Raw genomic sequence first — 25228 nt, forward strand, 5'->3', positions numbered from 1 at the left:
GAACTGTCATGACTAACCCAAGACCGCTGGACGGCATCACCGTTGTCAGCCTGGAACACGCGATTGCCGCGCCGTTCTGCACCCGTCAATTGGCCGACCTGGGCGCTCGCGTGATCAAGGTCGAGCGCCCCGGTGCCGGTGATTTTGCCCGTGGCTACGACGAACGCGTGCGCGGCCTGGCTTCGCACTTCGTGTGGACCAACCGCTCCAAGGAAAGCCTGACCCTGGACCTCAAGCAGGATGAGGCGGGGGATATTCTCGACACCCTGCTGGCCGATGCCGATGTACTGGTGCAAAACCTGGCGCCCGGCGCCGCCGCGCGCATGGGCCTATCGTTCGAGGCGCTGCATGAGCGCTTCCCGCGCCTGATCGTCTGCGACATTTCCGGTTACGGCGAAGGTGGACCTTATGAAAAGAAAAAGGCCTACGACCTGCTGATCCAGAGTGAAGGTGGCTTTCTGTCGGTGACCGGTGGCCCCGGTGAAGACCAGATGGCCAAGGCCGGATGCTCCATCGCCGATATCTCGGCGGGCATGTACGCCTACAGCGGCATCCTCTCGGCGCTGCTGCTGCGTGGCAAAACGGGGAAGGGCAGCCGCATCGACGTGAGCATGCTGGAAAGCCTGGTGGAATGGATGGGCTACCCGATGTACTACGCGTTCGACGGTGCACCGCAGCCACCGCGTGCTGGGGCAGCGCATTCGACGATCTATCCCTATGGACCGTTTCCCACCGGCGACGGCGGCACGGTGATGCTCGGCCTGCAGAATGAACGCGAATGGGCGGCGTTCTGCGACAAGGTGCTGCTCACCCCGGCATTGGCGACTGACGAGCGTTTCTCCGCCAACTTCAAGCGCTCGGCCAACCGCGACGTGCTGCGCCAGATCATCGTGGACAGCTTTGCGCAGTTGGATGCCGAGGCGGTGATCCAGCGCCTGGAAGACGCACAGATCGCCAGCGCCCGGGTCAACGACATGCAAGGCGTGTGGGACCACCCGCAGCTCAAGGCGCGGGACAGTTGGCGTGAAGTCGACAGCCCGGCCGGTGCGTTGCCATCGCTGCTGCCGCCGGCACGCAATGCCGCATTCACCCCGCGCATGGACGCTGTTCCAGGTTTGGGGCAGCACAGCCAAGGCATTCTCGAAAGGCTCGGTTACGCCGCAGACGCCATCGACGGCCTGCGCACGCGCGGTGTTATCTAACAATAAGGAATTCAACAGATGCCCAAGCCATTGGTACGTTCGGCGTTGTTTGTACCCGGTAGCCGACCGGAGCGATTTTCCAAAGCCTTGGCCAGCGGTGCCGACGCGGTGATCGTGGATTTCGAGGATGCGGTGGAAGAGCCGCTCAAGCGCCAGGCGCGGGATAACCTTGGAGCGTTTTTGACCGCCAACCCCGCCGCCCAGGTGTGGGTGCGGATCAACGCGCCGGAACATGCCGAGCACTTTGAGGATGTGGCGTTCTGCAAGGCCCATCCGAATGTGGCGGGCGTGCTGTTGCCAAAGGTCGAAAGTGCAGCCCAGGTCGCCGTGGTGGCGGCCACCGGCAAACTCATCTGGCCGATTATCGAGAGCGCGCGGGGTTTGCTGGCGGTGGCCGAGATCGCCCATGCACCGCAGGTGGAGCGCCTGTCATTCGGCGGGTTGGACCTGGCGCTGGACCTGAACCTGAGCAGCCATTCTGCGGCCGCCCAGTTCGCCCTGGACCAGGCGCGCCTTGGACTTATCGTGCATTCCCGTGCCGCCGGCCTGGTCGCACCGCTGGATGGCGTGCACCCAGCCATCGATGACCCTGAAGGCCTGCGTCGCTCGATCCGGCATGCCTATGAGATGGGCTTTGCCGGGGCGTTGTGTATCCACCCCAAGCAGGTGGCGGTGATTCACCAGGCCCTGGCGCCAAGCGCCGAAGACCTGGCCTGGGCCCGGCGTGTGGTGGATGCCGGCGCCCATGGGGCAGGGGCGTATCAGATCGATGGGCAGATGGTGGATGCACCGGTGTTGCTGCGCGCGCAACGGCTGTTGGCGGCTCAGGTCTAGCGTTCGTCCAGACCGAACGCAGGTATCAAAAAATCGAAATTCACTACACGCGTCACATCAGGCACCTTGCCCTATAACACAACAATAAGAAGGTGATTTCCCATGCTCAAGCTTTCCCGGGCGCTGCTGTGCGCCGCCACCTTGTTTGCCGCGGGCCTGGCCCAGGCGGCAGACCCGATTGTCATCAAGTTTGCCCACGTGGTCGCCGAAAACACTCCCAAGGGCCAGGGCGCGCTGCTGTTCAAGAAACTCGCGGAAGAACGCCTGCCCGGTAAGGTCAAGGTCGAGGTGTACCCGAACTCGTCGTTGTTCGGCGACGGCAAGGAAATGGAAGCGCTGCTGCTGGGCGACGTGCAGATGCTGGCACCGTCCCTGGCCAAGTTCGAGCAGTACACCAAGCAAGTGCAGATCTACGACCTGCCGTTCCTGTTCAACGACCTGGCCGCCGTCGACCGTTTCCAGGCGGCCCAGGGCAAGGAACTGCTGACCTCCATGCAGGACAAGAACATCCTCGGCCTGGCCTATTGGCACAACGGCCTCAAGCAACTCTCGTCGAACAAGGCGCTGCATGAGCCCAAGGACGCCCGTGGCCTGAAATTCCGTGTGCAGGCTTCAAGCGTGTTGGAAGAGCAATTCAAGGCGATCCGCGCCAACCCGCGCAAGATGAGTTTTGCCGAGGTGTACCAAGGCCTGCAGACCGGCACCGTGAATGGCACCGAGAACACCTGGTCGAACTATGAAAGCCAGAAGGTCAACGAGGTGCAGAAATACTTCACCGAGTCCAACCATGGCCTGATCGACTACATGGTGATCACCAACGCCAAATTCTGGAACGGGCTGCCACCGGACATCCGCAGCACGCTGGAGCAGATCATGGTCGAGGTTACCGTCGAGGTGAACAAGCAGGCCGAAGCACTGAACCAGTCAGCCAAGCAGAAGATCGTCGATTCCAAGACCAGCGAAATCATCGAACTGACCCCGGAGCAACGCCAGCTGTGGCGCGAAGCCATGCGCCCGGTGTGGCAGAAGTTCGAGGGTGAGATCGGGGCTGACTTGATCAAGGCCGCCGACGCGTCCAACCAGCCCCAATAACCCCTGTAGGAGCCGGCTTGCCGGCGATGAGGCCCTCAGGCCTTGTGGCGATCTTGCGGCAGTCATCGCCGGCAAGCCGGCTCCTACACAAACGCCATCCGCGTTCACATTCCTGTTCCTGTTGCGAGGTTTTGCCATGCAAACGCTAAGGCGCGTCTGGGAGCACCTGGAGGAAGGTTTTATCGCCTTCCTGCTGGCCGCCATGACCCTGGTGACATTCGTCTACGTCATGCTCAACAACATCTACACGCTGTTCTTTGCCCTGGCTGACAAGTGGGCGCTGAGCAGCAATTTCTTCAATGCTTTGGGCGATCACACCATGACCTGGGCCCAGGACATGACCTGGAGCGTGGCGCTGACCAAGGCCATGTTCGGCTGGCTGATCTTCTTCGGTATTTCCTACGGCGTGCGCACCGCCGGCCACCTTGGCGTGGATGCACTGGTGAAGTTGACCAAGCGCCCGGTGCAACGCGTGCTCGGCATGCTTGCCTGCCTGTGCTGCCTGGCCTACGCCGGGCTGTTCATGGTCGCCAGCTACAAGTGGGTGAGCGCCGTGATGGGCGCGCATATCGGCGCCGAAGACCTCGATCAATACGGCATCGATGTGGGCGATATCGTGATCATCGTGCCTATCGGGTTTGCCATGGTGTTCATCCGCTACCTGGAAATTTTCTACCGCATCTTTACCCACCGTCAGGTCGGGTTGGGGCTGGCCGACGAGGCTGGCGAGGCCAGCAAATTGGCCGGCAGCCATGAGGAGCGTCACTGATGGCCGTGCTCTGTCTATTCCTGTTGTTGTTCGTGTTCATGTTCCTCGGCGTGCCCATTGCGATTTCCCTGGGGCTGTCCGGCGCCGTGTCGATCCTGATGTTCAGCCAGGACTCGGTGAGTTCCCTGGCGATCAAGCTGTTCGAGACCTCCGACGCCTATACCTTCCTGGCGATTCCGTTCTTCCTGCTCTCCGGTGCGTTCATGACCACCGGCGGCGTGGCGCAACGCCTGATCGACTTTGCCAACGCCTGTGTCGGTCATATCCGTGGTGGCCTGGCGATTGCGGCTGTGCTGGCGTGCATGCTGTTTGCGGCGCTGTCCGGTTCGTCTCCGGCAACGGTGGCGGCGGTGGGCTCGATTGCCGTGGCCGGCATGGTGCGTTCCGGTTACCCGAAGGAGTTTGGCGCCGGGATCATCTGTAACGCCGGCACCTTGGGCATTCTGATTCCGCCGTCGATTGTGATGGTGGTGTACTCGGCGGCCACCGAAACCTCGGTCGGCAAGCTGTTCATGGCCGGCGTGATTCCAGGGTTGCTGCTGGGCCTGATGCTGATGATCGCGATCTACATCGTCGCACGCATCAAGAAGCTGCCGGCCCAGCCGCGCGCGACCTTCCGCGAGTGGCTGACCTGCGCACGTCGCGCGTTCTGGGGCCTGTTGCTGTTGGTGATCATCCTCGGCGGTATCTACAGCGGCATGTTCACCCCGACCGAAGCCGCAGCGGTGGCGGCGGTGTACTCGGCGTTTGTCGCGCTGTTCGTCTACAAAGATATGAAGCTGCGTGACTGCCCCAAGGTGCTACTGGAGTCCGGGCGCCTGGCGATCATGCTGATGTTCATCATCGCTAACGCCATGCTCTTTGCCCATGTGCTGACCACCGAACAGATTCCCCAGGAAATCACCGCGTGGGTGCTGTCTGAAGGTCTGACGCCGATTGGCTTTTTGATCATGGTCAACGTGGTGTTGCTGATTGCCGGTAGTTTCATGGAGCCGTCAGCCATCGTGCTGATCCTGGCGCCAATCTTCTTCCCGATTGCCATGAAACTGGGCATTGACCCGATTCACCTGGGCATCGTGATGGTGGTGAACATGGAGATTGGCCTGGTTCACCCGCCGGTGGGGTTGAACCTGTTTGTGACCTCGGCGGTGACCGGGCTGACCCTGGGGCAGACCATTCGTGCGGCGTTGCCGTGGCTGATGATCTTGTTGGTGTTCCTGATCATGGTCACCTACTTGCCGTTTATCTCCCTGGCGCTACCGCACTGGCTCGGTATGTAGTCGCCCCCCTGTAGGAGCCGGCTTGCCGGCGATGAGGCCCTTGAATTCGGTACAGCAATCAAGGACGCCATCGCCGGCAAGCCGGCTCCTACAAAGGGCGCTGGGTCCTTTAATGGTCCAGCGCACTCAAGATCGCATGGGCCACTTTCACCCGTTCCCCGTTCGGGTAGTTTTTGTTGGCCAGGATCACTACCCCCATTTCCTTGCTCGGCACATACGCCACATACGCGCCAAACCCATTGGTGGAGCCCGTCTTGTTCACCAATGTGTCGGCGTGCGGCGCCTGCGGCGGGGTCAGCCAGTCAACCTTGTGCGGCACCCTGGCCATTTGCGTGGAGTTGCCGCTAATCAAGGCATCAAGCGTGATGGGGTAGGGATACATTTCCCAGCCAAGGCCCTGAGTCATGCCCTCTACGGTGTAGTAGCCGGTGTGGGTGGTGGCGATGGCCTGTTGCAGCACCGTGTCCAGTTTCGTCGGGTTCATGTTCGCACTGACGTAGTGCAGCAGGTCTGCCGCACTGGTCTTGATGCCGTACGCTTCGCTGTCCATGGCGCCGGGGCCGACGCGCACCGGCTTGCCGTCGTTGCCATAGCCTTGGGCATACAGGCCCATCTGGTTGGCGGGTACGTTGACGAACGTGTGCTTGAGCCCCAGTTTCGGAATCAGGGTTTTCTCCATCAGTTGATCAAACGGCTGCTTCAGGCTCTGCGCCGCCAGGTAGCCGAACAGGCCCAGGCTTGGGTTGGAATACAGGCGTTGGGTGCAGGGGGCGAAGTCGGGTTTCCACTGCTGGAAGTAGCTGATCATGTGCTGGGTGTTGTCCGCCTCGCGGGGGAATTGCAGCGGCAGGCCACCGGCGGTGTAGGTACCCAGGTTGAGTAGGCTGATGTGGTCGAACTTGCCGCCGCGCAACGCAGGCAGGTACTGGCTGGCCGGGTCGGTGAGGGTCAGTTTGCCGCTCGCCACGGCATAGCCGGCGAGGGTGGCGGTGAAGGTCTTGCTCACCGAGCCAATTTCAAACAGCGTGTTTTCACTGACGGGCTGTTTAGCGTCTTTACTGGCAACGCCGTAGTTAAAGTATTGCGCCTTGCCGTCCTTGATGACACCGACAACCAGACCTGGAATAGACTGTTGCTGCATCAGCGGCTTGACGCTGGCGTCCACCACGGCGCGCAGGTCGTCGGCGGCCAGGCAGTGGCCGGTGGCGAGAAATAACGCCAGGGCGCCGACTTTACGCACTCCGGACAGAGAGAGTTGAGGCATGATATCGCTTCCATGAGAGTGATCGATTGAATGAAGAGCCTGCGCGGGCGTGGCCAATGTAGGCAGTTCGCGGGCGTTGGGCAAACGATGATATCTCGCACCTGCCATTAGATTAATTGGGGTCAAGCATGCTGCGCTCCCATCTTCCCCTCAATGCCCTGCGTGCCTTTGAGGCCTCGGCCCGGCATTTGAGTTTTACCCGCGCCGCCATTGAGTTATGCGTGACCCAGGCGGCGGTCAGCCATCAAGTCAAAAGCCTGGAAACGCAGTTGAACGTGACCTTGTTCAAGCGCCTGCCCCGTGGCCTGATGCTCACCAGCGAAGGCGAAACCCTGTTGCCGGTAGTGCGCGACTCGTTTGACCGCATCGCCCAGACCTTGAGCCAATTCGAAGGCGGGCATTACCGCGAAGTGCTCACAGTGGGCGCGGTCGGCACCTTTGCTGTGGGCTGGTTGCTGCCACGGTTGCCCGAGTTCCAGGCGCGTTACCCGTTTATCGACCTGCGCCTGTCCACCCACAACAACCGCGTCGACGTGGCGGCCGAAGGCCTGGATTATGCGATCCGCTTCGGCGCGGGTGCCTGGCACGGTACCGACGCTTGTGAGCTACTGGCAGCGCCTCTCACCGTACTCTGCGTGCCGCAATTGGCCGAGCAACTGCACGCACCGCAAGACTTGCTCAAACACACCTTGCTGCGCTCCTATCGCACCGATGAATGGAACCTGTGGTTCCAGGCCGCCGGTTTGCCCGCCGATACCCTGGTGCCGCGCAGCATCGTGTTCGATTCTTCGTTGGCGATGATGGAAGCCGCCTTGCAAGGCATCGGCGTGGCACTGGCGCCGGCAATGATGTTTTCGCGGCAACTGGAGAGCGACGTGATCCGCCAGCCGTTCGACGTCGGCATCAGCACGGGCAGCTATTGGTTGACGCGTTTGCAGTCGCGGGCTGAAACGCCAGCGATGCTGGCGTTTAAACGGTGGATGTGTGAAAGCGTAAACGCCTAAACCAGGTACTTGTTAAACCAACCGAGCGTTCTTTCCCACGCCAGGTTCGCTGCCGCCTCGTCATAGCGTGGCGTCGAATCATTATGGAAGCCATGGTTGGCGCCCTTGTAGATATACGCCTCATACGGGGTGCCGGCGGCCTTGAGCGCCTGTTCATACGCCGGCCAACCCTCGTTGATCCGCGTATCCAGCTCACCGAAATGCAACATGATCGGCGCCTTGATCCGTGGCACGTCCTTGGCTTCCGGCTGGCGCCCATAAAACGACACCGCCGCGCCCAATTCCGGGTAGGCCACGGCCGCCGCGTTGGTCACGCCGCCGCCATAACAGAAGCCGGTAATCCCGACCTTGCCGGTGCTGCTGTCGTGGTGCATCAGCCATTCGATGGCGGCGAAGAAGTCGTTCATCAGCTTGGTCGGGTCGACGGTCTGTTGCAGGGCCACGCCTTTTTCGTCGTTGCCGGGGTAACCGCCCACCGAGGTCAGGCCATCCGGGGCCAGGGCGATGAAGCCGGCCTTGGCCAGGCGCCGGGCGACGTCTTCGATGTAGGGGTTGAGGCCGCGGTTTTCGTGGACTACCACCACCGCTGGCAGCTTGCCCGTGGCTTTGGCTGGGCGCACCAGATAGCCGCGCACCGTGCCGTTGCCTTTGGGCGAGGGGTAGGTGATGTAGTCGGCGACGATGTCCGGGTCGGTGAATTTCACTTGTTCGGCCAGCGCGTAGTTGGGGCTTAGGGCAGCCAGCAGGGCCGAAGCGGTGAGGCCGCCAAAGGTGAACAGTGCAGCGCGGTCGAGAAATTCGCGGCGGTTGATCTTGCCGTGGGCATAGCCGTCGTAGAGTTCCAGCAGTTCGGGGGCAAAGTCTTTCGCGGTCAGACGAGTCATCGGTGCATCCTCGATTAGCGGTGGCGGTCAATGTAGCCCAGGATCAGCCCTCGCGACCATGGGCGGCGACGGCCAACTGGCCGGTGTCGACACGCACGAAGATCGAATCGCCGATGGCGGTCAGCACGTCACCGGCGTACACCTCGCAGATCACGCGGGTCTTGCGTCCCACGTCACCGTCGACCCGTGCGCGCAGGGTGAGGGTGATGCCCATGGGCGTCGGCTTGATGAATTTGATCCCCAGGTTGCCGGTGACGCAGTCGATGCGCGGCAGGCTGCCGGGTTCGCGCGCTTCGGCGCGGTAGTGGTAGGCCATGGCGGTCCAGTTGGAATGGCAGTCCACCAGCATGGCGATCAGGCCGCCGTAGACCAGGTCGGGCCAACCGCTGTAATGGGCCTCGGGCAGGTGTTCGGCAACCAAGTGGATACCGTCCGCGTCCCAGCGGCTCTTGATGTGCAGGCCGTGGGGGTTGCTGCCGCCGCAGCCGTAGCAGATGCCTTCCGGCGCGGTGATGTCCTGGAGTGAGGGGGCGTGCATGCAGCGTCCTTATTATGGAGGGGCGACTACTCTGTTTAGCAGGACAAACGCCGGAATGGAATAAATCCCTGGTATGGCGTGTTAGCTCAGTACCTTGTGTCCTTTCCTCTCTGCGGAGCGTTGCATGAAACGTCTTATTTCCCCGGTCGCGGTACTGGCCCTGATCCTTGCTTATGGTGCCAGCGCCCAGGCGGTGGAGTACAAGGACGTCAACCGCACCGCCAGCCAGATCAGCTTCACCTACAAGCAATTGGGGCAGCGGGTGTACGGTACGTTCAGCGAGTTTGAAGGCACCTTGACCTTCGACACGCAAAAACCGGAGGCCGGGCATGCCTTGCTCAAGATCCAGCTGGCCAGCATCGACGCGGGTAGCCCGGACGCCAACGACGAGCTGCAACGCGCGTCCTGGTTTGATACCGCGACGTTTCCGGTGGGCGTGTACGAATCCACCGGCGTCAAAGCCTTGGGCGACAACCGCTACACGATCAGCGGCAACCTGACCATCAAGGGCACCACGCGTCCGGTGGATGTGGACGTGGTGCTCAAGGAGCAGAGCGGCATTGGCGTGTTCGACGGTGAGTTCGTCCTCAAGCGTGGCGACTTCAAGATCGGCGAGGGTGAGTGGGCTGGCAACAGCGTGGTGTCCAACGACATCAACATCAAGTTCAAGATGGTCGCGCCGCAGCGTTAACGGGCGAACTTCTTTGCGCCGGCCACGCAGCCGATCACCGCGACCGTCACCAGCACCATGCCCAGGCTGACCTGCTCATGCAGCAGGCCCGCCGCCAGTGCCAGGCCGAAAAACGGTTGCAGCAACTGCAACTGGCCGACGGCGGCAATGCCACCCTGGGCCAGGCCGCGATACCAGAACACAAAGCCGATCAGCATGCTGAACAGTGACACATAACCCAGGCTCAACCAGGCGGGCAGGCTGATGCCGCTGAAGGTCGACGGCGCAAGCATCAGGCTCAGCGGCGCCACCACCGGTATCGACACCACCAGCGCCCAGCAGATCACCTGCCAACCGCCCAGGCTGCGCGACAGCTTGGCGCCTTCGGCGTAACCCAGGCCGCACACCAGCACTGCCAGCAGCATCAGCAGATCACCGGCCGGTGCGGCGCTCAAGCCTTGGGCCACGGCATAACCCATTACCAACATACTGCCCAGCACCGAGAACAGCCAGAACACCGGCCGCGGTCGCTCGCCACCGCGCAACACGCCAAACACGGCGGTGGCCAGAGGCAGCAGGCCGATGAATACGATGGAGTGGGCCGAGGTCACGTATTGCAACGCCAGGGCGGTGAGCAAGGGGAAGCCGATTACCACGCCCAAGGCGACAATCGCCAGCGGCACCCACTGATTGCGCGCGGGGCGTTTTTCCTTGAACAGCCACAGCAGGATCACGCCGAGAAAGGCGGCGATCGCGGCACGGACCATGGTGAGAAACACTGGGTCGAATTCCATCACGGCCAATCGTGTGGCGGGCAATGAGCCGCTGAAAATCACCACACCGATAAAGCCGTTGATCCAGCCCTGAGTGCTAGTGTCCAGGGTGTTGAGGGGGGATGTGCGTTCCATGGGGGAGTGCCCGTAGCCGGAGGGGTTGCGTTCTGGCCATCCTAGGGGCGAGGATTAAGACAATCAAAAAATTGTCATGGATACAGCCCAATGCCGCGCGCCCGCTACAAGTCCTTGGTCGACACCTTTGCTGGAGCCATCCGCAGCGGCCAAATGCCGCCTGGCACGCGCCTGCCGACGCATCGTCAATTGGCCGCCGAGCATGGCCTGGCGCTGGTCACCGCCAGCCGCGTGTACACCGAGCTTGAGGCCATGGGCCTGGTCAGCGGCGAACCCGGGCGTGGCACCTTCGTGCGCGAAATCTCGTTGCCGCCAGGGCAGGGCAGTGGGCAGATGACGGTGACGGCGGGCATGCTCGACCTCAACTTCAACTACCCCTCGTTGCCGGGCCAGGCAGACCTGTTGCGCACGGCGTTGCGCCAACTGGCGCTGTCCGGCGACCTTGAAGCGCTGTTGCGTTACCAGCCTCACGCCGGGCGTCTGCATGAGCGCGGGGCCTTTGCGCGGCACTTATTGAACCGTGGGCTTACCGTGGAGGCCGATCAAGTGCTGCTGGTCAGCGGCGCCCAGCATGGCCTGGCGGTGACGATGATGGCGCTGCTCAAACCCGGCGATGTGATTGCGGTGGATGCGTTGACCTATTCGGGCTTCAAGGTATTGGCCGAGACCCTGCACCTGGAAATTGTCGCGATCCCGATGACCCCGACCGGCCCGGACCTGGAAGCCTTGCAAAACCTGTGTCGCAAGCGCCCGGTGCGCGCCGTATACAGCATGCCGACCTTGCACAATCCCCTCGGTTGGGTAATGGATCTGGCCCAGCGCGAGCAGTTGGTCGCTATCGCCCGTCAGCACAATCTGATGATCATAGAAGACGCGGCCTACGCGTTTCTGGCTGAAGACGCACCGCCACCCGTGGCGACGCTGGCGCCAGAACGCACGGTGTATGTGGGTGGGCTGTCGAAAAGCGTGGCAACGGGCCTGCGCGTGGGGTTTATCGCGGCGCCGATTGAATGGGTAAAGACGCTGGAGCGCACCATCATGGCCACTACCTGGAATGTACCCGGCGTGATGAGCGCCATGGCGGTGGCATGGCTGGAGGATGGCACCGTGGCACAGCTTGAGGCGCAAAAGCGCGAAGATGCCCAGGCACGCCAGGCGCTGGCGGCTCAGGTGTTCAAAGGGCTGGCGTACATCAGCCATCCCTCGTCGTATTTTCTATGGCTGCCGTTGGCGGAAGACGCCCGGGCCGATCAGGTCGCCATGACTTTGCAGCGCGACAATATTTCTGTGTCCACCGCCGAGCCGTTTGCCGTCTCGGGGTATGTCCCACACGCGTTGCGGTTGGCCTTGGGTTCGGTGCCGATGTTGGTACTGCGCGAAGCGTTGCTCAAGGTGCGCAAGGTGGTGGCGTGGTGAGCCGGTTTCAGCGGCTCACCGCAAGGTATCAGTACTTGTAGGCCTGACGTCCGATCAGCAGCCATTTGCCTTTTTGCTTCTGCCAGACTTGGAAGTTGTCGATGTCGGTAGGCACTTCAACGCCGCTGTTCACGGCCAGGGCATGGAAGTGGTTGCGTACCAGCGCAGTGTCGCCTTGCAGGGTGATGGTCTGGTTTTGCATTTCCAGGGTCTTGAAGGCGCTGGTATGGGTTTCCAGGTCAGCGATGAATTGGTCTTTGTTCTGCACCTTGCCGCTGGAGTGGCCGTAGGTGAGCTTGTCGGCCGTCAGCGCGTGAAGCTGCTTGAGGTCCAGGTGCAGCATGGCTTGGGTCAGTTGGTCGACCGCTTGGGCCACATCCTTTTCGGCAGGGGCAGGCGCGGCTGCAACATAACCGGTGAACAGGCACAGAAAACCGATCAGCACTTTGACGTTTTGCATGGGTGTTTCCTTATTGTTGTTGGGGGCTGGTACGACAGGCTGTGTCGTCGTACAACCATGCAATATTTCAGGTGGGGAAGGAAAGTGAAATTTCGAAATATCTTGAAAGGATTAGGCTTTTAGGCGGAATAAAATGCGCGCCTTCTTATACGATGTCTTAACACATCAATCGCGTCATGCCTTGCTTCCTGTGCAAGTAGCACATCGCTATGCTACTGCCGAAACCTGACACTGCCCGAGACACAAAATGGATTTTGACTGGCACAGCGACACGCTCACCCGCGCCACTCCGGTAACCCCACACTACAAAAACACTCAAAACGTACGCCGCTTCATGCTTGAGCACTGCGGCCCAGGGTTCACGTTCGACCGGCCGTTCATGGCCTGGATTCGCAACGAGGTGCCCAAGACCCTGGGCGACGTGGTGGATGAGTGGCAACGCCGAAACGAGGATTCACGCCCATGACACCCGACGAAAAATACCAGGCCGCCCAGCAACGCCTCGGCTATCAGCTGGATGAATTCAAAGTCGGTGGCAACTACACGCCATTGGTCCGCGACGGCAACCACCTGTATATCAGCGGCCAGATTCCTCGGGTCGGCGATGCCATCGTGTTGCCGGGCAAGGTGGGGGACAGCCTGACCCTGGCCCAAGCGCAAATCGCTGCTGGCATCAGTGCCTTGCGCTGCCTGGGGTTGCTCAAGCAGGCCTTGGGTTCGCTGGACCGGGTCAAGGCCATCCCGCGCATCACCGTGTACGTGCGCAGTGCCGAGGATTTTGACCAGCAGAGTGAAGTGGCCAACGGTGCGTCGGATCTGTTGCACGAGATCCTCGGCAGCGCCGGGGTGCATACGCGTACGTCGGTGGGGGTGATGCAGCTGCCGAAGTCGGCGGCAGTGGAGATCGATATGATTGCGGTGGCGCACGGTTGAGCCATCGATGATTACTCAAGGCATGGCGGTACTGGTCAACTACGGCACCTACTTGGCGCCGGGCCTGGCCTTGTTTGGTCTATGGTTCGCACTCACGCCCAGGACGCTGACGGCCCTGCGTATCCTGATTCTGCTGGCGGCGTTCGTGCTGATGCGCGACGTGATGACGCCCTTGGGCATGTGGGCGCTGAGCAGCGAGGTGCAGCTTGCCTTCACGGCCAATACCTTTGTGCTGGCGGTGTTGGGCGGTTTGTCGGCGTTGTTGATTGCGGCGCTTGTGCGGGTGGCGCCGGACTTGGCGGCGCTGATCGTCTGGTCCAAGGGGCCGCGTGCTGTTGGCTTGATGATCGGGATCGCGGTCGGCGGCTTGATTGGGGTGCCGCTGCTGTTGTACCAGGGGATCGAAGCGTCAGCGATCCCAGGTTATTGGGTATGGCTGCCGGGTATGGTGGTGTTGGCCTACGGCGCCAATGCGTTGGAAGAGGTGCTGTTCCGCGGATTTTTGCAGGGCTATCTGGAACAGCATGTCACGCCGTTGCGTGCGGCATTGGGCAGTGGCGTAGCCTTCGCGGCCTGTCATACGTTCCTGGCGCTGAGCGTTACCCAACTGGGCTGGCCGGTATTGCTGTTTACCTTGCTCGAAGGGTTGGCGTGCGCGCTGGTGCGCATGCGTTATGGCGTGTTGGCGGCGACATTGACCCATGGCACGGCAATCCTGTTGATTGCCGTGCCCCACATCGCCTGATGTGAAACGCGGTCCTTGTAGGAGCCGGCTTGCCGGCGATGGTGGTGGCCCAGGCTGCGCAACCATTACGGTTAGACCGCTATCGCCGGCAAGCCGGCTCCTACAGGTTTAGGCAGCTGTCAGCGGGGGGGTGCGCGGCGGAACCAGGCGCTTGCTGCCGGTTGCCTCATACGCCGACGCAAACCGCAGCAATGCCGAATCGTCATACGCCCGCCCGGCAAAGGTCAGCCCCACTGGCATGCCGATATCCGCCATCACGCCCATCGGCACGGTGACGGTCGGCACGCCGAGGTGGCGAATCGCGAGGTTGCCGTTGGCCACCCACACGCCGTTGCTCCAGGCGATATCGGCGGAGGCTTCGTTCACATCAGCATCCGCCGGGCCTACGTCAGCCACGGTCGGGAACAACACGGCGTCGAGACCGAGCGTGTCCATCCAGTCTTCCAGGTCGATGCGGCGGGTTTGTTCCAGACCGCGCAGGCCGTCGGGGACCGTGCTGATCTCGTTCCACGGCGTGATGCCGCGTTCGGCCATGCGCACGTATTCGTCCATGCCGGCGGCCAAATCGTCCTCACGGTTGGGCAGGGTGCCGGGGTCGTGGGGGAAAATCTTCGGCCCGTCCACATCCGCCAGGCGGTTGAGGGCAGGGTCGTTGTTGGCGCGCAGGAAATCATCGAAGGCCCAGGCCGACAGTTCCCACAGTTCATCGTGGAGGAACGCCTTGGAGACCAGGCCACGGGTGAACACGGTGGGTGCGCCAGGGCGGTCGCCTTCGCAGTTGGACACCAGCGGGAAGTCCACGTCGATGACTTCGGCACCGGCCGCAACCAGCGCCTGGCGCGCGTCGTTCCACAGGTCGATCACGCTGGCGCGGGTGTTGATCCTCTGCCCGGTGGGGCCGCCGATGCCGGGTTTTTCACTGGTGCCGGCGTCGGGGTCGGCGTTGATGTACATGCGCGGCACGCCAAAGCGTTTGCCGACGAGGGATTCGGCAGTCACGGCCAGTTCAACGTAGGACGCCGGGCGCACCGAGGCGACGCTCGGGATCGGCACCCACGGCTGCAAACGCCACAGATCGCCACGGGTGTCCGGGTCTTCGGCCACCACCACATCGAGCACTTCCAACAGGTCGGCCATGGTGCGGGCATAAGGCACCACCACGTCCATGGTCGGTGTGAGCGGCCAGTTGCCGCGCACCGAAATCACGCCTCGGGACGGGGTGTAGGCGCACAAGCCATTGTTGGACGCCGGGCCGCGTCCGCTGGACCAGGTTTCTTCGGCTACGCCAAACGCGGCAAAACTGGCGGCCGTCGCGGTGCCGGCGCCGTTGGACGAGCCGGAGGCAAACGGCGCGGTCAGGTAGTCGGCGTTATACGGGCTTTCCGCGCGGCCATACACACCACGCTGCATGCCGCCATTGGCCATCGGCGGCATATTGGTCTTGCCCAGGCAGATGGCGCCGCCGCCGCGCAGGCGCTCGATGGTGAACGCGTCACGCTGGGCGACCAGGTGGGCAAACGCCGGGCTGCCGGAGGCGGCGGTCAGGCCCTTGACCAGGTAGCTGTCTTTGGCGGTGTAAGGAATGCCATCCAATGGCCCCAGGGTTTCGCCTTTGGCCCGGCGTGCATCGGACGCCTCGGCTTCTTTCAGGGCCTCGGGGTTGCGCACCACCACGGCGTTCAAGGCGGTGGCGGTCTGCGGGCCGTCGTAGGCGTCGATACGCGCCAGGTAGGCGTTGACCAGTTCAACGGCCGTGGTCTGGCCGGATTCAAGCGCAGCGCGCAATTGGGCAATGGAGACTTCGGTAACTTGCATCACGTTTTTTTCGCCGCCTTCAAGTGGGGGTATGGCGGCAGTCTACGGACAGATATTTCACAAAACCAGCGCGGCATACTCCGCATAGGCGCCGCGCATCACCTGCCAGGTGGCCTCGTCCGCAGGAATCAGATGTTCGATCCGCAGGGAGGTGAGGGTGATGTCCTGGGGCATGCCAAACGTGGTGAAGGTGGACAAAAAGCTCAGTTCACCCTGGCGTGAGCGCACGCGGGTCAGTACCAGCGGCGGCATGTGTGCGGGCAGTTCGGTGTTGGCGGGAGTTGGCAGGCTTGCCAGCAGCGCGGCCAGTTCGGGATTGCCCAGCGCTTCACGGGTAGCGCGCTGCCAGGCCAGGGTGCGGATCTCCTCGGCATTGATCAGGTGATCGCCCAGGCCGCCCGGCTTCAGCAGCGTCGTCAACAAGTTCACGCCCTCAGCGGCATCCGCGCGGATGCCCACCAATTCAAACAACAGGCCGGTACTGGCATTCGCCGCCAGCACTTCCCACTGGCTGCCCAGCAGGATGGCAGGGGCTGGATTGTTGGCGTGCAGCACATGGCTGACGGCTTCGCGGATTGCCGCCATGGCGGGCGAGGCGAGCGGGGTTGCGGCATAACGCGGCGCATAGCCGGCGGCGAGGAATACGCGGTTGCACTGTTCCAGCGGTGCCTCCAGCGTGGTCAACAGGTTGTGTAACGTGGCGGGACTTGGCTTGGCCCGGCCGGTCTCGATGCAACTGAGGTGGCGCTGGGAAATGCCGGTGATCAGGGCCAGGTCGAGCTGGCTCAGCTTGGCCTGACGGCGCAATTGGCGCAGCTGTTCGCCGGCAGTAGCAGGGTTGTCCATGGCGGAATCATGACCTCCGAGGTCATTGCGAGGGGCCGAACCTTATCACTAACGTGGGGCCTCTATCACTCCAAGGAAGAACCCATGAGTAGTCGCTTTATCGCCCTGGCCGGTTTGCTCGGATTCTCGCTCTACACCCTGGCGACGATGCTGACGGCCGAGCAGTCGCTGTTGGCCTTTGGCCGCGAATTGATGTCGCGGCCGGACACCGCGCAGGTGGTGATTGACCTGTATTTGATGGCGGTGCTGGCGTGTGTATGGATGTCCCGGGACGCGCGGCGACGCGGGCGCTCGGTGGTTTCGCTGCTGCCGTATTTTGTGCTGACGGCGGTGTTTGTGTCGGTGGGGCCGTTGCTCTATCTGGTGGTAAATGGGGGGCGCGATGAGTGATCTTTTGCAGGTTTACGCGCTGTGTGTGCTGGTGCTGTGCCTGAAGATGTATGCGATTTCCTGTTATCAGGGCTTTTTTCGCCTGAGGCTCAAGGCCTTTACCAACCCGGAGGATGCACGATTGTTCGACCGCGCCGCTCATGCGCAGGAACTGCCTCAGGTCGTGAGAGCGGCCAAGGCGTGGAGGAATGACCTGGAGAACATCCCGCTGTTTTTTGTGTTGGGTGGGCTGTGCGTGGCGTTGGAGACTTCCCTGGATACCACCCCCTGGCTGTTCGGCAGCTTCACCGTGGCGCGGGTGGTGCATACGGTGGCGTATTTGATGGGATGGCAACCCTGGCGCACGCTCGCTTATGGGGTGGGTGTGGTCTGCCTATTTGGTATGGGCACTGTAGGAGCGAGCTTGCTCGCGAAAAACGTCAACGATAACGCGGGTTGCCTGAATGCACGCGTTGATCTTGCGTTCTTCGCGAGCAAGCTCGCTCCTACAGGGAGGTGTGTTGGGGTTCAAGGATTGAGAAATGCCTGGTAATTCTCCTTGGTGATCTGCTGATAAGGAATTGTCAGCTCAGCCGTGTACGGTTCCTTCTTCACCATCTTCACCGCCAGGTCAATCGAACCCACCGCCTGGCCTTTATTGTCCTGGTACACCGTCACCAGCAACTGGCCTTTCTTGACCGCGTCCAACCCCGCTGGGCCGCCATCGCTGCCGGCCACTAGGATGTCCTTGCCCGGCTGCATGCCTGCCTGGCTGATCGCCATGGCCGCGCCGATCGCCATTTCATCGGCATTCGCCGCCACCGCGTCGATTTTGCGCCCGGACACGATCCAGTTGTTCATCAAGTCGATCGCCTTGTTGCGTTGCCACTCGGCGGTCTGCTCCTCGACGATCTTGATGTCGGGATACTCCTTGAGCACCGTCTTCACCCCCAGCGTGCGATTGTGCGTGGCGTTGTTGGACAGCAGCCCGAGCATGATCGCCAGGTTGCCCTTGCCGCCCATTTTTTCGGCCAAGTAGCGCATCTGGATTTCACCGGCCTTGACCTCATCCGAGCCCACGTAGCCCACGCCCGGTGGCAACTGCTGGGCATCCGGGCGGCGGTTGACGTAGACCAGCGGGGTCTTGGCCTGCTGTGCGTTGGCGGTCATTTTTTGCGTGGCCGCCGTGTCCACCGGGTTGACGATAATCGCGTCCATGCCCTGGGCCGTGAAGTTCTGCACCTGGTTGAGCTGGCGCACCACATCGCCCTGGGCGTCTTCGAATTGCAGGGTCACGCCGGGCAGTGCCTTGGCGTGGGCGGCCATGTAGTCACGCATCTGCGCGAGGAAGACATCGTCGACCTGGGCGATGCTCACGCCGATACGGATATCGGCCAGCGCCCAGGGGCTGATTGCCAGGGTAAAGAGTGCTGCAAGGAGTTGCTTCTTCATGGTGGTGCTCCGTTCTTCTTGTTGTTGTTAAAACAGAGGGTTCACGCTTGGCGTTTGGCCCGCATCTGCGCCACGGCAGCGGCAAAGTCCGAGAGCGGCCAGCGTTCGGCGAGGGCTTGCTGCATCAGCTGCTGCCCGGTTTGCGGGGCCAGGCCCTTTAAAGGTGGGTCGGTGTCCAGGTTAGTGGGGAAGGAATAGCCGTCGGCGGTGCAGGCAATCACGGCGTGCACGGCCTGGGCATCCAACGCGGTGTTATCGAGCAGGGCTGGGTACACCGCAAGCATCATGCGATCGCGGTCGAGGGCTTCCATGGGCTTGCCGAATGCCGAGGAGATTTGCAGCAGGTTGGCCATGCGCTGGCGGTCCGGCGTGCGGTTCGTGCCAGCGGCATGGAACAGCGCCGGGTTGAAGAACAACAGGTCGCCCTTGTTCAGCGGCAGTTGCACGGCGTGTTGCTGGAAGTAGTCGATGAACTCTGGGCGCCGCCACGCCAGATAACCCAGGGTGTATTGCTGGGAGAACGGCAGCAACTGCGTCGGGCCGGTTTCCAGCGGCATGTCCGAGTGCGCCACCGCGCCTTGCAGTGTCAGGTACTGGGACAGCAGGTGCAGGGGCAGGGGAAAGCGCTCCACCACGTCATTGGTCTGGAACCCCAAGTGGTAATCGCGGTGGGGTTGCTGCGCCTGGCCGCCGGGATGCACCACGTTGACCTGGGCGGTCACCTGATAGCTCGGGCCAAGCCATGCCTCGGCAATCAAGCCCAGCAACGGGTTGGCGTAGTACTCGACAAAAGAGGCAGGCGATTGCACCGCGGCTTTCTGCAACGAATTCCAGATGCGCCCATTGCTGCCGGCTTTGGCGAAGTGGTCGGCGGCCACCCCTTGCGCGGCCTCGTTGGCGAAAATCGCTTCGAACACCTGGCTGTGGCGGTCCACCACCTCCAGGTCTTCATAAGCGCTGCGCACCACCATCACCCCAGGCCCGTCGCGGAACAGACGATGCAGTTCGTTCATCGCCGTCAAACGGTCAGCGTTGCGCAGGGTGCGGGCCTGATAGATCGGCACATTGTTATGCACTTGCGCGCACAACGGGTAATCCTCGGTATTGACCTGTTGCGCGCAAAGCTCGCTGAAATCCGCCAGGCGCACGGCCTGTTCAGTCACGAACACCGACATCACACACCTCCCAGCGCCTGGTTGGGTTGCGGGCTGCCGCCGTCGGTGCAACCGACCACGCCTTGTTCCAGGTCGATCACCGAACCGGTCATCATCCCCGACTCGCGGGACAGCAGGAACGCGACGCTGCGTGCCACCTCTTCGGGCTTGAGCAGGCGCCCAAACGGTTGCGCGCGTTCGGCCTTCTCCAGCCAGCCATCCTGGGCGCCGTGGTACTGGCGCTGGATGTCATCCTCATGGGGCGTGTCCATCCAGCCGATATTCAGGCCATTCACGCGGATGCGGTTACGCAGCGCGCTGAACGCCACGTTCTTGGTGAGGATCGCCAGCGCGCCCTTGGACGCCGCATACGCGCTGAGGAAGGATTGCCCGCCATGCCCGGTGACGCTCTGGATATTTACCACCGCACCTTCCACACCGTTGCTGATCATCAGCTTCAGCGCTTCCTGCATCAGGAAGAACGGTGCCCGCACATTCACCGCCATCAGCCGATCAAACAGCTCCGGCGAGGTGTCAAGAATGGTGCCGCGGTCCGACATGCCGGCGCAGTTCACCAGCCCATGCAAGGTGCCGAAGTGGGTGCGCGCCGCGTCGATGATCGCGCGGCAATCCTCGACTTTTTCCAGGTCCGCCTCGACAAAAAACGCCTGGCAATCCAGCTGTGCCAAGAGCCGTACCTGCTCTTCGCCTTGGGTGCGACGGCGTCCGCAGATGATCAACCCGGCGGCGCCACGCTCGGCCAGGGTGCGCGCCACTGCGGCGCCGAGGCCCTGGGTGCTGCCGGTGACGACAAAATATTGGCCGCTGAACGACGTGGCGAGATCGGTGTTAGGCATGCAGTTCTCCAGGATTTTTTGTTGTTGTTCATCGCCTGGCTCGACGCCGGGCAAAACTGAGACTAGCATTGCGAAACCTCAGTAACGCCCAAAAAACACCTCAAAAACACCTCAGGCGAAACCCCATGCTCGAACGCGCCAAACACTTCTCCATCAAGCAACTCGCCACCCAGGCCGGGGTGAGCAAAGCCACGGTCGACCGTGTGCTGCATTTGCGCGGCAGCGTGCACGCTCAGACCCGGCGGCGTATCGAGCAGGCGCTGGATGAGTTGGAGTCCCAGGAGAAAAACGGCCTAGCGGTGGGGCGTACCTTTCACGTTGACGTGATCATGCACACGCCCAAGCGCTTCAGCGCAGCGGTGCAGGCGGCGATTACCGCGCAACTGGGCAGCCTGGCGCCGTTCCGGATCGCCCCGCGTTTTCACCTGTTCGAAGAGATCGAACCCCAGGCCATGCACGACCAGTTGTTGCGCTGCCTGGACACCGGCAGCCAGGGCGTGGTGCTCAAGGCGGCGGATGAGCCGGCGGTGAACCTGGCGGTCAAGCAACTGATCGCGGCGGGTATTCCGGTGGTGACGTTGGTCACGGACCTGCCGCAAAGCGAGCGCATCGGCTACGTCGGCATGGACAACCGCACTGCCGGCCAGACCGCCGCCTACCTGATGTCACGCTGGCTGCCGGCGCAGCCCCAGGACGTGGCGGTGGTGATCGGCAGCGAGCTGTTCCGTGGCGAGGAAGAACGTGAGATGGGCTTTCGCGCCTGGCTACGTGGGCGCGCCGCGCACTTGCGGGTGCTGGATGTCAGCGGCGGCTATGGGGTTTACGACCGCACCTTCGAGCGGGTGACCCAGGCGCTGCAACAGCATCCCGAATTGAAGGCGGTGTACAGCGTCGGCGGCGGCAACCGCGCGATTGTCGATGCCTTCGCCGCCCAGAACCGGCCGCTGGAGGTGTTCATCGGCCACGACCTCGACGAAGAAAACCGTCAGTTGCTGCGCGAAGAAAAAGTCGCGGCGATCATCGATCACAACCTGCAGATCGATGCACGCCACGTGTTCCTGCACATCTTGCAGTACCACCGGCTATGGAAGGCCGGGCCGATTGCGCCATCCCAGGTGCAGATCGTTACGCCATTCAACCTGCCGGATTAAGTACTCCCTCAATAACAACATCAGGAGTTCGACCATGCTGAGAATCGCCGTTCTGGGTGCCGGGCGCATCGCCAGGATCCACGCCGCCAATGTCGCCGCCCACCCCCATGCCACGCTGGTGCTGGTGGCCGACCCCTGGCGCGAAGGCGTCGATGCGCTGAGTACGCAATTGGGGTGCGAGGCCGCCTACGATTGCGCCGCCGTGCTGACCCGAAAAGACATCGACGCGGTGGTGATCGGCACGCCCACCGACACGCACATCGACCTGCTCCTGGCGGCGGTGGCCGCAGGCAAGGCGGTGCTCTGCGAAAAGCCCATTGACCTGGATATCGCCAAGGCCCGCAACGCCGCCCAGGTCGTGGAGCGCCAAGGCGGCAAGGTGATGCTCGGCTTCAACCGCCGCTTTGACCCCGACATGCTGCGCCTGCGCCAAGCCCTCGATGCCGGGCAGATCGGCGCGGTGCGCCAGGTCATCATCACCAGCCGCGACCCCGGCCTGGCGCCACGTGACTACCTGGCCCACTCCGGCGGCATCCTGCGCGACATGACCATCCACGACTTCGATACCGCCCGCCACCTGCTCGGCGAAGAACCAGTGGAAGTCAGCGCCATCGCCAGCCGTCTGGTGGACCCGAGCCTGGCCGAAATCGACGATTACGATAGCGTAATGGTGCTGCTGCGCACTGCCTCCGGCAAGCAATGCCACATCAACTGCTGCCGCCAGGCGGTGTACGGCTACGACCAGCGCGTGGAAGTGTCCGGCGCCAGCGGCGTATTGCTCACCGACAACCACCGCCCGAGCACCTTGCGCCATTGGAGCGCCGAACACACCGAAGCGCTGGAGCCGTTGCAGCATTTTTTCCTGGAGCGCTATGCAGATGCATATCGCAATGAGCTGACGCAGTTCATCGATGCGCTGAACAGCGGCAAGGCACTGCCCACCAGCATGCGCGATGGGCTGTATGCCTTGCATTTGGCGGACTGTGCGTTGGAGTCGGTGAAGACCGGGCGCAGTGTGGCGGTCAGTTACGACCTCTAGCCGTAGGAACTGGCGCCGGTCCGGTCGACCAGGCGAATGCTGTCGCGCCCGCCACGCTTGGATTCATACAGTGTGGTATCGCCTTGCTCGATCAACGCCGTGAGGCTTGGTGGCGGCTGGTCGAACAGGTTGGCGCCGATGCTCAGGGTCACCGGCGCTGGCGTGGTGAAGGATTGCGAGGCCAGTTGATGAAACTGGTCGCGCAGGCTGCTGCCCAGTTCGACGATCTGTTCGGTGGACGCCGGGTTCAGCAGGATCACGAATTCATCCCCGCCCAGGCGTGCGGCCAACGCGCCTTGGGGCACCACGCTGCGAATCATCTCGCTCAAGGCAATCAGCAAACGGTCACCCGCCGTGTGGCCGTAAAGGTCGTTGACCGACTTGAAGTTGTCGATGTCGATCAGCAGCAACGCGCCAGGTTGCGCCGGCGACACCTGGGCCAGCAGGCGCGGTGCGCGTAGGTCGAGCGCGCGACGGTTGTACAGGGCGGTCAATGGGTCGCGGGCGGCGAGGCGGGCAATCTGTTGTTCGCGGCGGTAGCGTTCGGAGCCGGTCATCGACAGCGCAATCAGCATGATCGCCATGGCGCCTTCCACCAGGGAGATCTGGATGATCTCACCCTTGAAGGCGGCGAGGTCGATCAAGGTGCCAGGGATCAGCACCGACAGCGCCTTGGCCACATAGAACGCGCCATGGATCAACAGCACATAACGCAACTGCACCGCGCCGATGCTCAGGGATTTGCCATGGGGCCGCAGCAAAAAGCTGGCGCGCAGGGTCGGCAACGCCACCAGCAGCGACTGCACCGCCAGCATGGCTATGGACCATGAAGGGTCGGCTGGCAGCATCAGCATGCCCAGCCAGACCACCAGCATCAGCAACCACAGCAGCGACAGCCGCGTTTGGGTGAACCGCGCCACGCCGAGCAAAAACAGGAAGTGCGCGGTCACCAGCAAGCCGTTGGCGAACCAGATGCCAATCGTCAGGTAACCATTGAGGCGCAGCAGGGCCAGGGTGGAACCGACAGTGATGGTGGCGAAACCCGCGCTCCAGCACAGCAGCGAGGGTTCGCGCACGCTGCGCCATTCAACGGCCAGGTACAGGGCGGCAGCGGCTGCCAGGGCAACGGTGAGTGCCAAAATCGTAGGAGGGTCGAGCGTCATGTCTTGCCGGGTCTGCCTGGTGTGCGTTTAGAACCGGGATTGTAAGCGCACACGCAGGTTTTTCAGAGCATTCATCGTGATGGCATACGGCCAGGCGATGATCGGCAGGTCAGGCGCCCTTGGTCGAGGGCAGCAATATCGTCAGGATGCCCACCAGCGGCAGGAACGAACACAGCTTGTAGACGTACTCGATACCGTGAGTATCGGCGAGCAAACCGAGCAACGCTGCGCCAATCCCGCTGAACCCGAACATCAGGCCGAAGAAGATCCCGGCGATCATGCCCACGTTACCCGGCACCAGTTCCTGGGCGTATACCACGATGGCCGAGAAGGCCGACGCGATGATGAACCCGATCACCACGCTCAACACTGCTGTCCAGAACAGGTCGACGTAGGGCAGGGCCAAGGTGAACGGCGCGGCACCCAGGATGGAGAACCAGATGACTTTCTTGCGTCCGATCTTGTCGCCGATCGGGCCACCCGCGAAGGTGCCCACGGCCACGGCGCCGAGGAACAGGAACAGGTACATCTGCGAGCTTGCGACCGACAGCTGGAATTTTTCGATCAGGTAGAACGTGAAGTAGCTGGTCAGGCTGGTCATGTACCAGTATTTGGAGAACACCAGCACGGCCAGCACCACCAAGGCAAAAGTCACGCGGCCTTTGGACAAACCGTGGGTGGCTTTGCCGCCTTGCTTGAGCTTGAACAGGTTGAGGTGATGGCGATACCAACGGCTCAGACCGTAGAGCACCAGGATGGCGAACACGGCAAACAGCCCAAACCAGGCGATATGGCTCTGGCCGTAAGGAATGATGATTGCGGCCGCCAGCAAGGGGCCGAAAGCGCTACCGGTGTTGCCGCCGACCTGGAAGGTCGATTGCGCCAGGCCGTAGCGACCGCCCGAAGCCAGGCGCGCGACGCGGGAGGTTTCCGGGTGGAAGGTCGACGAGCCGACGCCCACCAGGCCCGCCGCCAGCAGGATTGCCGGGAAGGTGCCGACAAACGCTAGCATCAGAATGCCGATCAAGGTGCAGACCATGCCCGCCGGCAACAGCCACGGCTTGGGATGACGGTCGGTGTGATAGCCGATCCACGGTTGCAGCAGGGATGCAGTTAGCTGGAACGTCAGGGTGATCAGGCCCACCTGGGTGAACGATAGGCCGTAGTTGGCCTTGAGCATCGGGTAGATCGACGGCAGCACGGCCTGGATCAGATCATTGATCAAATGCGCCAGGGCGCAGGCGCCGAGGACGCGCATGACCAAAGGGCTGGCTTGGGGTGTGGTGGTTGCAGCGGCGGGTGACGCGGTGAGGGTCGACATGCAGGCATTCCATACAAGGCAGCTAATCAGAGGCGGCAACTTCTTAAGGTCGCCATCCATTA

26 protein-coding genes and 1 pseudogene are annotated in these 25228 nt (G+C 62.3%); 15 read left to right on the forward strand and 12 right to left on the reverse strand.

The window, feature by feature from the left end; genetic code table 11:
• The first annotated feature begins 8 nt into the window (after positions 1 to 8).
• From HX868_RS16575 to dctM, 5 genes are all read left to right on the forward strand, one after another.
• Positions 9 to 1202, forward strand: coding sequence for a CaiB/BaiF CoA transferase family protein (locus HX868_RS16575; RefSeq protein ID WP_177003604.1), 1194 nt, complete (start codon positions 9 to 11; stop codon positions 1200 to 1202).
• Between the two features lie 18 nt (positions 1203 to 1220).
• Positions 1221 to 2036, forward strand: a complete 816-nt coding sequence (locus HX868_RS16580) for an HpcH/HpaI aldolase/citrate lyase family protein (RefSeq protein WP_177003605.1) — start codon at positions 1221 to 1223, stop codon at positions 2034 to 2036.
• Between the two features lie 102 nt (positions 2037 to 2138).
• The gene (locus tag HX868_RS16585) at positions 2139 to 3128 is read left to right on the forward strand and encodes a TRAP transporter substrate-binding protein (protein WP_095016479.1); all 990 of its coding nucleotides are present in this window, start codon (positions 2139 to 2141) and stop codon (positions 3126 to 3128) included.
• Positions 3129 to 3264: 136 nt separating this feature from the next.
• The gene (locus tag HX868_RS16590; protein ID WP_177003606.1) at positions 3265 to 3897 is read left to right on the forward strand and encodes a TRAP transporter small permease; all 633 of its coding nucleotides are present in this window, start codon (positions 3265 to 3267) and stop codon (positions 3895 to 3897) included.
• Positions 3897 to 5177, forward strand: a complete 1281-nt coding sequence (gene dctM / locus HX868_RS16595; RefSeq protein ID WP_012724622.1) for a C4-dicarboxylate TRAP transporter large permease protein DctM — start codon at positions 3897 to 3899, stop codon at positions 5175 to 5177. The genes HX868_RS16590 and dctM overlap by 1 nt, the downstream gene beginning before the upstream one ends.
• 109 nt (positions 5178 to 5286) lie before the next feature.
• Here the strand turns inward: dctM and ampC are convergent, their stop codons facing one another.
• Complete coding sequence (gene ampC / locus HX868_RS16600; RefSeq protein ID WP_177003607.1) at positions 5287 to 6441, reverse strand: class C beta-lactamase; 1155 nt, start codon at positions 6439 to 6441, stop codon at positions 5287 to 5289.
• A 128-nt stretch (positions 6442 to 6569) separates the two neighbouring features.
• On the opposite strand from ampC, the gene HX868_RS16605 reads away from it, so the two are divergent.
• A complete protein-coding gene (locus HX868_RS16605; RefSeq protein ID WP_177003608.1) occupies positions 6570 to 7445 on the forward strand; it encodes a LysR family transcriptional regulator in 876 nt (291 codons plus the stop codon).
• On the opposite strand, the gene yghX is transcribed toward HX868_RS16605, so the two are convergent.
• A complete protein-coding gene (yghX, locus tag HX868_RS16610; protein WP_177003609.1) occupies positions 7442 to 8329 on the reverse strand; it encodes a YghX family hydrolase in 888 nt (295 codons plus the stop codon). The two genes, HX868_RS16605 and yghX, sit on opposite strands and share 4 nt — an antisense overlap.
• Before the next feature lie 43 nt (positions 8330 to 8372).
• A complete protein-coding gene (locus HX868_RS16615; RefSeq protein ID WP_177003610.1) occupies positions 8373 to 8867 on the reverse strand; it encodes a PaaI family thioesterase in 495 nt (164 codons plus the stop codon).
• Positions 8868 to 8991: 124 nt separating this feature from the next.
• On the opposite strand from HX868_RS16615, the gene HX868_RS16620 reads away from it, so the two are divergent.
• Complete coding sequence (locus HX868_RS16620) at positions 8992 to 9558, forward strand: YceI family protein (RefSeq protein ID WP_177003611.1); 567 nt, start codon at positions 8992 to 8994, stop codon at positions 9556 to 9558.
• On the opposite strand, the gene HX868_RS16625 is transcribed toward HX868_RS16620, so the two are convergent.
• Entirely contained in the window at positions 9555 to 10445 is an 891-nt protein-coding gene (locus tag HX868_RS16625; protein WP_177003612.1) for a DMT family transporter, read from the reverse strand. The genes HX868_RS16620 and HX868_RS16625 overlap by 4 nt on opposite strands.
• Before the next feature lie 90 nt (positions 10446 to 10535).
• Here HX868_RS16625 and HX868_RS16630 point away from each other — a divergent pair, with 90 nt between their 5' ends.
• Positions 10536 to 11861, forward strand: coding sequence for an aminotransferase-like domain-containing protein (locus HX868_RS16630; RefSeq protein ID WP_177003613.1), 1326 nt, complete (start codon positions 10536 to 10538; stop codon positions 11859 to 11861).
• Positions 11862 to 11889: 28 nt separating this feature from the next.
• Here HX868_RS16630 and HX868_RS16635 read toward each other — a convergent pair whose 3' ends face one another.
• Positions 11890 to 12321, reverse strand: a complete 432-nt coding sequence (locus HX868_RS16635) for a nuclear transport factor 2 family protein (protein WP_016979456.1) — start codon at positions 12319 to 12321, stop codon at positions 11890 to 11892.
• A 247-nt stretch (positions 12322 to 12568) separates the two neighbouring features.
• Between HX868_RS16635 and HX868_RS16640 the strand changes: the two genes are divergently transcribed.
• The 3 genes from HX868_RS16640 to HX868_RS16650 are packed head-to-tail and all read left to right on the forward strand — an operon-like array spanning position 12569 to position 13999.
• Positions 12569 to 12787 (forward strand): DUF6434 domain-containing protein, encoded by a 219-nt coding sequence (locus HX868_RS16640; protein WP_177003614.1) that lies wholly within the window; start codon positions 12569 to 12571, stop codon positions 12785 to 12787.
• Positions 12784 to 13254, forward strand: a complete 471-nt coding sequence (locus HX868_RS16645; RefSeq protein WP_177003615.1) for a RidA family protein — start codon at positions 12784 to 12786, stop codon at positions 13252 to 13254. Before HX868_RS16640 ends, HX868_RS16645 begins: the two co-directional genes overlap by 4 nt.
• A 7-nt stretch (positions 13255 to 13261) precedes the next feature.
• The gene (locus tag HX868_RS16650) at positions 13262 to 13999 is read left to right on the forward strand and encodes a CPBP family intramembrane glutamic endopeptidase (protein WP_177003616.1); all 738 of its coding nucleotides are present in this window, start codon (positions 13262 to 13264) and stop codon (positions 13997 to 13999) included.
• A 108-nt stretch (positions 14000 to 14107) separates the two neighbouring features.
• Here HX868_RS16650 and HX868_RS16655 read toward each other — a convergent pair whose 3' ends face one another.
• Entirely contained in the window at positions 14108 to 15817 is a 1710-nt protein-coding gene (locus tag HX868_RS16655) for an amidase (RefSeq protein ID WP_177003617.1), read from the reverse strand.
• Positions 15818 to 15871: 54 nt separating this feature from the next.
• On the reverse strand, positions 15872 to 16660 hold the full coding sequence (locus HX868_RS16660) for a helix-turn-helix domain-containing protein (RefSeq protein WP_177003618.1): 789 nt from the start codon (positions 16658 to 16660) through the stop codon (positions 15872 to 15874).
• Positions 16661 to 16744: 84 nt separating this feature from the next.
• On the opposite strand from HX868_RS16660, the gene HX868_RS16665 reads away from it, so the two are divergent.
• Positions 16745 to 17050, forward strand: a complete 306-nt coding sequence (locus tag HX868_RS16665) for a DUF2834 domain-containing protein (protein ID WP_177003619.1) — start codon at positions 16745 to 16747, stop codon at positions 17048 to 17050.
• A pseudogene (locus HX868_RS16670) lies at positions 17043 to 17432 on the forward strand (MAPEG family protein); the annotation flags it as partial. The gene HX868_RS16665 and the pseudogene HX868_RS16670, both read left to right, overlap by 8 nt.
• Before the next feature lie 125 nt (positions 17433 to 17557).
• Here the strand turns inward: HX868_RS16670 and HX868_RS16675 are convergent.
• From HX868_RS16675 to HX868_RS16685, 3 genes are read right to left on the reverse strand one after another with little or no spacing between them, the layout of a single operon-like run.
• Positions 17558 to 18481: a sugar ABC transporter substrate-binding protein gene (locus HX868_RS16675; RefSeq protein WP_033896606.1), complete on the reverse strand. Its 924-nt coding sequence runs from the start codon at positions 18479 to 18481 to the stop codon at positions 17558 to 17560.
• Positions 18482 to 18522: 41 nt separating this feature from the next.
• Entirely contained in the window at positions 18523 to 19656 is a 1134-nt protein-coding gene (locus HX868_RS16680; RefSeq protein ID WP_177003621.1) for a phytanoyl-CoA dioxygenase family protein, read from the reverse strand.
• The gene (locus tag HX868_RS16685; protein WP_177003622.1) at positions 19656 to 20492 is read right to left on the reverse strand and encodes an SDR family oxidoreductase; all 837 of its coding nucleotides are present in this window, start codon (positions 20490 to 20492) and stop codon (positions 19656 to 19658) included. The genes HX868_RS16680 and HX868_RS16685 overlap by 1 nt, the downstream gene beginning before the upstream one ends.
• Positions 20493 to 20617: 125 nt before the next feature.
• Here HX868_RS16685 and HX868_RS16690 point away from each other — a divergent pair, with 125 nt between their 5' ends.
• Both HX868_RS16690 and iolG read left to right on the forward strand, forming a co-directional pair.
• Entirely contained in the window at positions 20618 to 21643 is a 1026-nt protein-coding gene (locus tag HX868_RS16690; RefSeq protein WP_177003623.1) for a LacI family DNA-binding transcriptional regulator, read from the forward strand.
• A 34-nt stretch (positions 21644 to 21677) separates the two neighbouring features.
• Positions 21678 to 22682, forward strand: coding sequence for an inositol 2-dehydrogenase (gene iolG / locus HX868_RS16695; protein ID WP_177003624.1), 1005 nt, complete (start codon positions 21678 to 21680; stop codon positions 22680 to 22682).
• Here the strand turns inward: iolG and HX868_RS16700 are convergent.
• Together HX868_RS16700 and HX868_RS16705 are read right to left on the reverse strand one after the other, a co-directional pair.
• Positions 22679 to 23845, reverse strand: a complete 1167-nt coding sequence (locus tag HX868_RS16700) for a GGDEF domain-containing protein (RefSeq protein WP_177003625.1) — start codon at positions 23843 to 23845, stop codon at positions 22679 to 22681. The genes iolG and HX868_RS16700 overlap by 4 nt on opposite strands.
• 109 nt (positions 23846 to 23954) lie before the next feature.
• The gene (locus HX868_RS16705) at positions 23955 to 25166 is read right to left on the reverse strand and encodes an MFS transporter (protein ID WP_016979981.1); all 1212 of its coding nucleotides are present in this window, start codon (positions 25164 to 25166) and stop codon (positions 23955 to 23957) included.
• Positions 25167 to 25228: the final 62 nt, after the last annotated feature.

Source organism: Pseudomonas reactans, from assembly GCF_013385825.1.
Taxonomy (GTDB): Bacteria; Pseudomonadota; Gammaproteobacteria; order Pseudomonadales; family Pseudomonadaceae; genus Aquipseudomonas; species Aquipseudomonas reactans.

Excerpts from the sequence above, each read along its gene's own strand:
- HX868_RS16575 (WP_177003604.1), top strand. The coding sequence starts at position 9 with ATGACTAACCCAAGACCGCTGGACGGCATCACCGTTGTCAGCCTGGAA.
- HX868_RS16580 (WP_177003605.1), top strand. The coding sequence starts at position 1,221 with ATGCCCAAGCCATTGGTACGTTCGGCGTTGTTTGTACCCGGTAGCCGA.
- HX868_RS16585 (WP_095016479.1), top strand. The coding sequence starts at position 2,139 with ATGCTCAAGCTTTCCCGGGCGCTGCTGTGCGCCGCCACCTTGTTTGCC.
- HX868_RS16590 (WP_177003606.1), top strand. The coding sequence starts at position 3,265 with ATGCAAACGCTAAGGCGCGTCTGGGAGCACCTGGAGGAAGGTTTTATC.
- dctM (WP_012724622.1), top strand. The coding sequence starts at position 3,897 with ATGGCCGTGCTCTGTCTATTCCTGTTGTTGTTCGTGTTCATGTTCCTC.
- ampC (WP_177003607.1), bottom strand. The coding sequence starts at position 6,441 with ATGCCTCAACTCTCTCTGTCCGGAGTGCGTAAAGTCGGCGCCCTGGCG.
- HX868_RS16605 (WP_177003608.1), top strand. The coding sequence starts at position 6,570 with ATGCTGCGCTCCCATCTTCCCCTCAATGCCCTGCGTGCCTTTGAGGCC.
- yghX (WP_177003609.1), bottom strand. The coding sequence starts at position 8,329 with ATGACTCGTCTGACCGCGAAAGACTTTGCCCCCGAACTGCTGGAACTC.
- HX868_RS16615 (WP_177003610.1), bottom strand. The coding sequence starts at position 8,867 with ATGCACGCCCCCTCACTCCAGGACATCACCGCGCCGGAAGGCATCTGC.
- HX868_RS16620 (WP_177003611.1), top strand. The coding sequence starts at position 8,992 with ATGAAACGTCTTATTTCCCCGGTCGCGGTACTGGCCCTGATCCTTGCT.
- HX868_RS16625 (WP_177003612.1), bottom strand. The coding sequence starts at position 10,445 with ATGGAACGCACATCCCCCCTCAACACCCTGGACACTAGCACTCAGGGC.
- HX868_RS16630 (WP_177003613.1), top strand. The coding sequence starts at position 10,536 with ATGCCGCGCGCCCGCTACAAGTCCTTGGTCGACACCTTTGCTGGAGCC.
- HX868_RS16635 (WP_016979456.1), bottom strand. The coding sequence starts at position 12,321 with ATGCAAAACGTCAAAGTGCTGATCGGTTTTCTGTGCCTGTTCACCGGT.
- HX868_RS16640 (WP_177003614.1), top strand. The coding sequence starts at position 12,569 with ATGGATTTTGACTGGCACAGCGACACGCTCACCCGCGCCACTCCGGTA.
- HX868_RS16645 (WP_177003615.1), top strand. The coding sequence starts at position 12,784 with ATGACACCCGACGAAAAATACCAGGCCGCCCAGCAACGCCTCGGCTAT.
- HX868_RS16650 (WP_177003616.1), top strand. The coding sequence starts at position 13,262 with ATGATTACTCAAGGCATGGCGGTACTGGTCAACTACGGCACCTACTTG.
- HX868_RS16660 (WP_177003618.1), bottom strand. The coding sequence starts at position 16,660 with ATGGACAACCCTGCTACTGCCGGCGAACAGCTGCGCCAATTGCGCCGT.
- HX868_RS16665 (WP_177003619.1), top strand. The coding sequence starts at position 16,745 with ATGAGTAGTCGCTTTATCGCCCTGGCCGGTTTGCTCGGATTCTCGCTC.
- HX868_RS16675 (WP_033896606.1), bottom strand. The coding sequence starts at position 18,481 with ATGAAGAAGCAACTCCTTGCAGCACTCTTTACCCTGGCAATCAGCCCC.
- HX868_RS16680 (WP_177003621.1), bottom strand. The coding sequence starts at position 19,656 with ATGTCGGTGTTCGTGACTGAACAGGCCGTGCGCCTGGCGGATTTCAGC.
- HX868_RS16685 (WP_177003622.1), bottom strand. The coding sequence starts at position 20,492 with ATGCCTAACACCGATCTCGCCACGTCGTTCAGCGGCCAATATTTTGTC.
- HX868_RS16690 (WP_177003623.1), top strand. The coding sequence starts at position 20,618 with ATGCTCGAACGCGCCAAACACTTCTCCATCAAGCAACTCGCCACCCAG.
- iolG (WP_177003624.1), top strand. The coding sequence starts at position 21,678 with ATGCTGAGAATCGCCGTTCTGGGTGCCGGGCGCATCGCCAGGATCCAC.
- HX868_RS16700 (WP_177003625.1), bottom strand. The coding sequence starts at position 23,845 with ATGACGCTCGACCCTCCTACGATTTTGGCACTCACCGTTGCCCTGGCA.
- HX868_RS16705 (WP_016979981.1), bottom strand. The coding sequence starts at position 25,166 with ATGTCGACCCTCACCGCGTCACCCGCCGCTGCAACCACCACACCCCAA.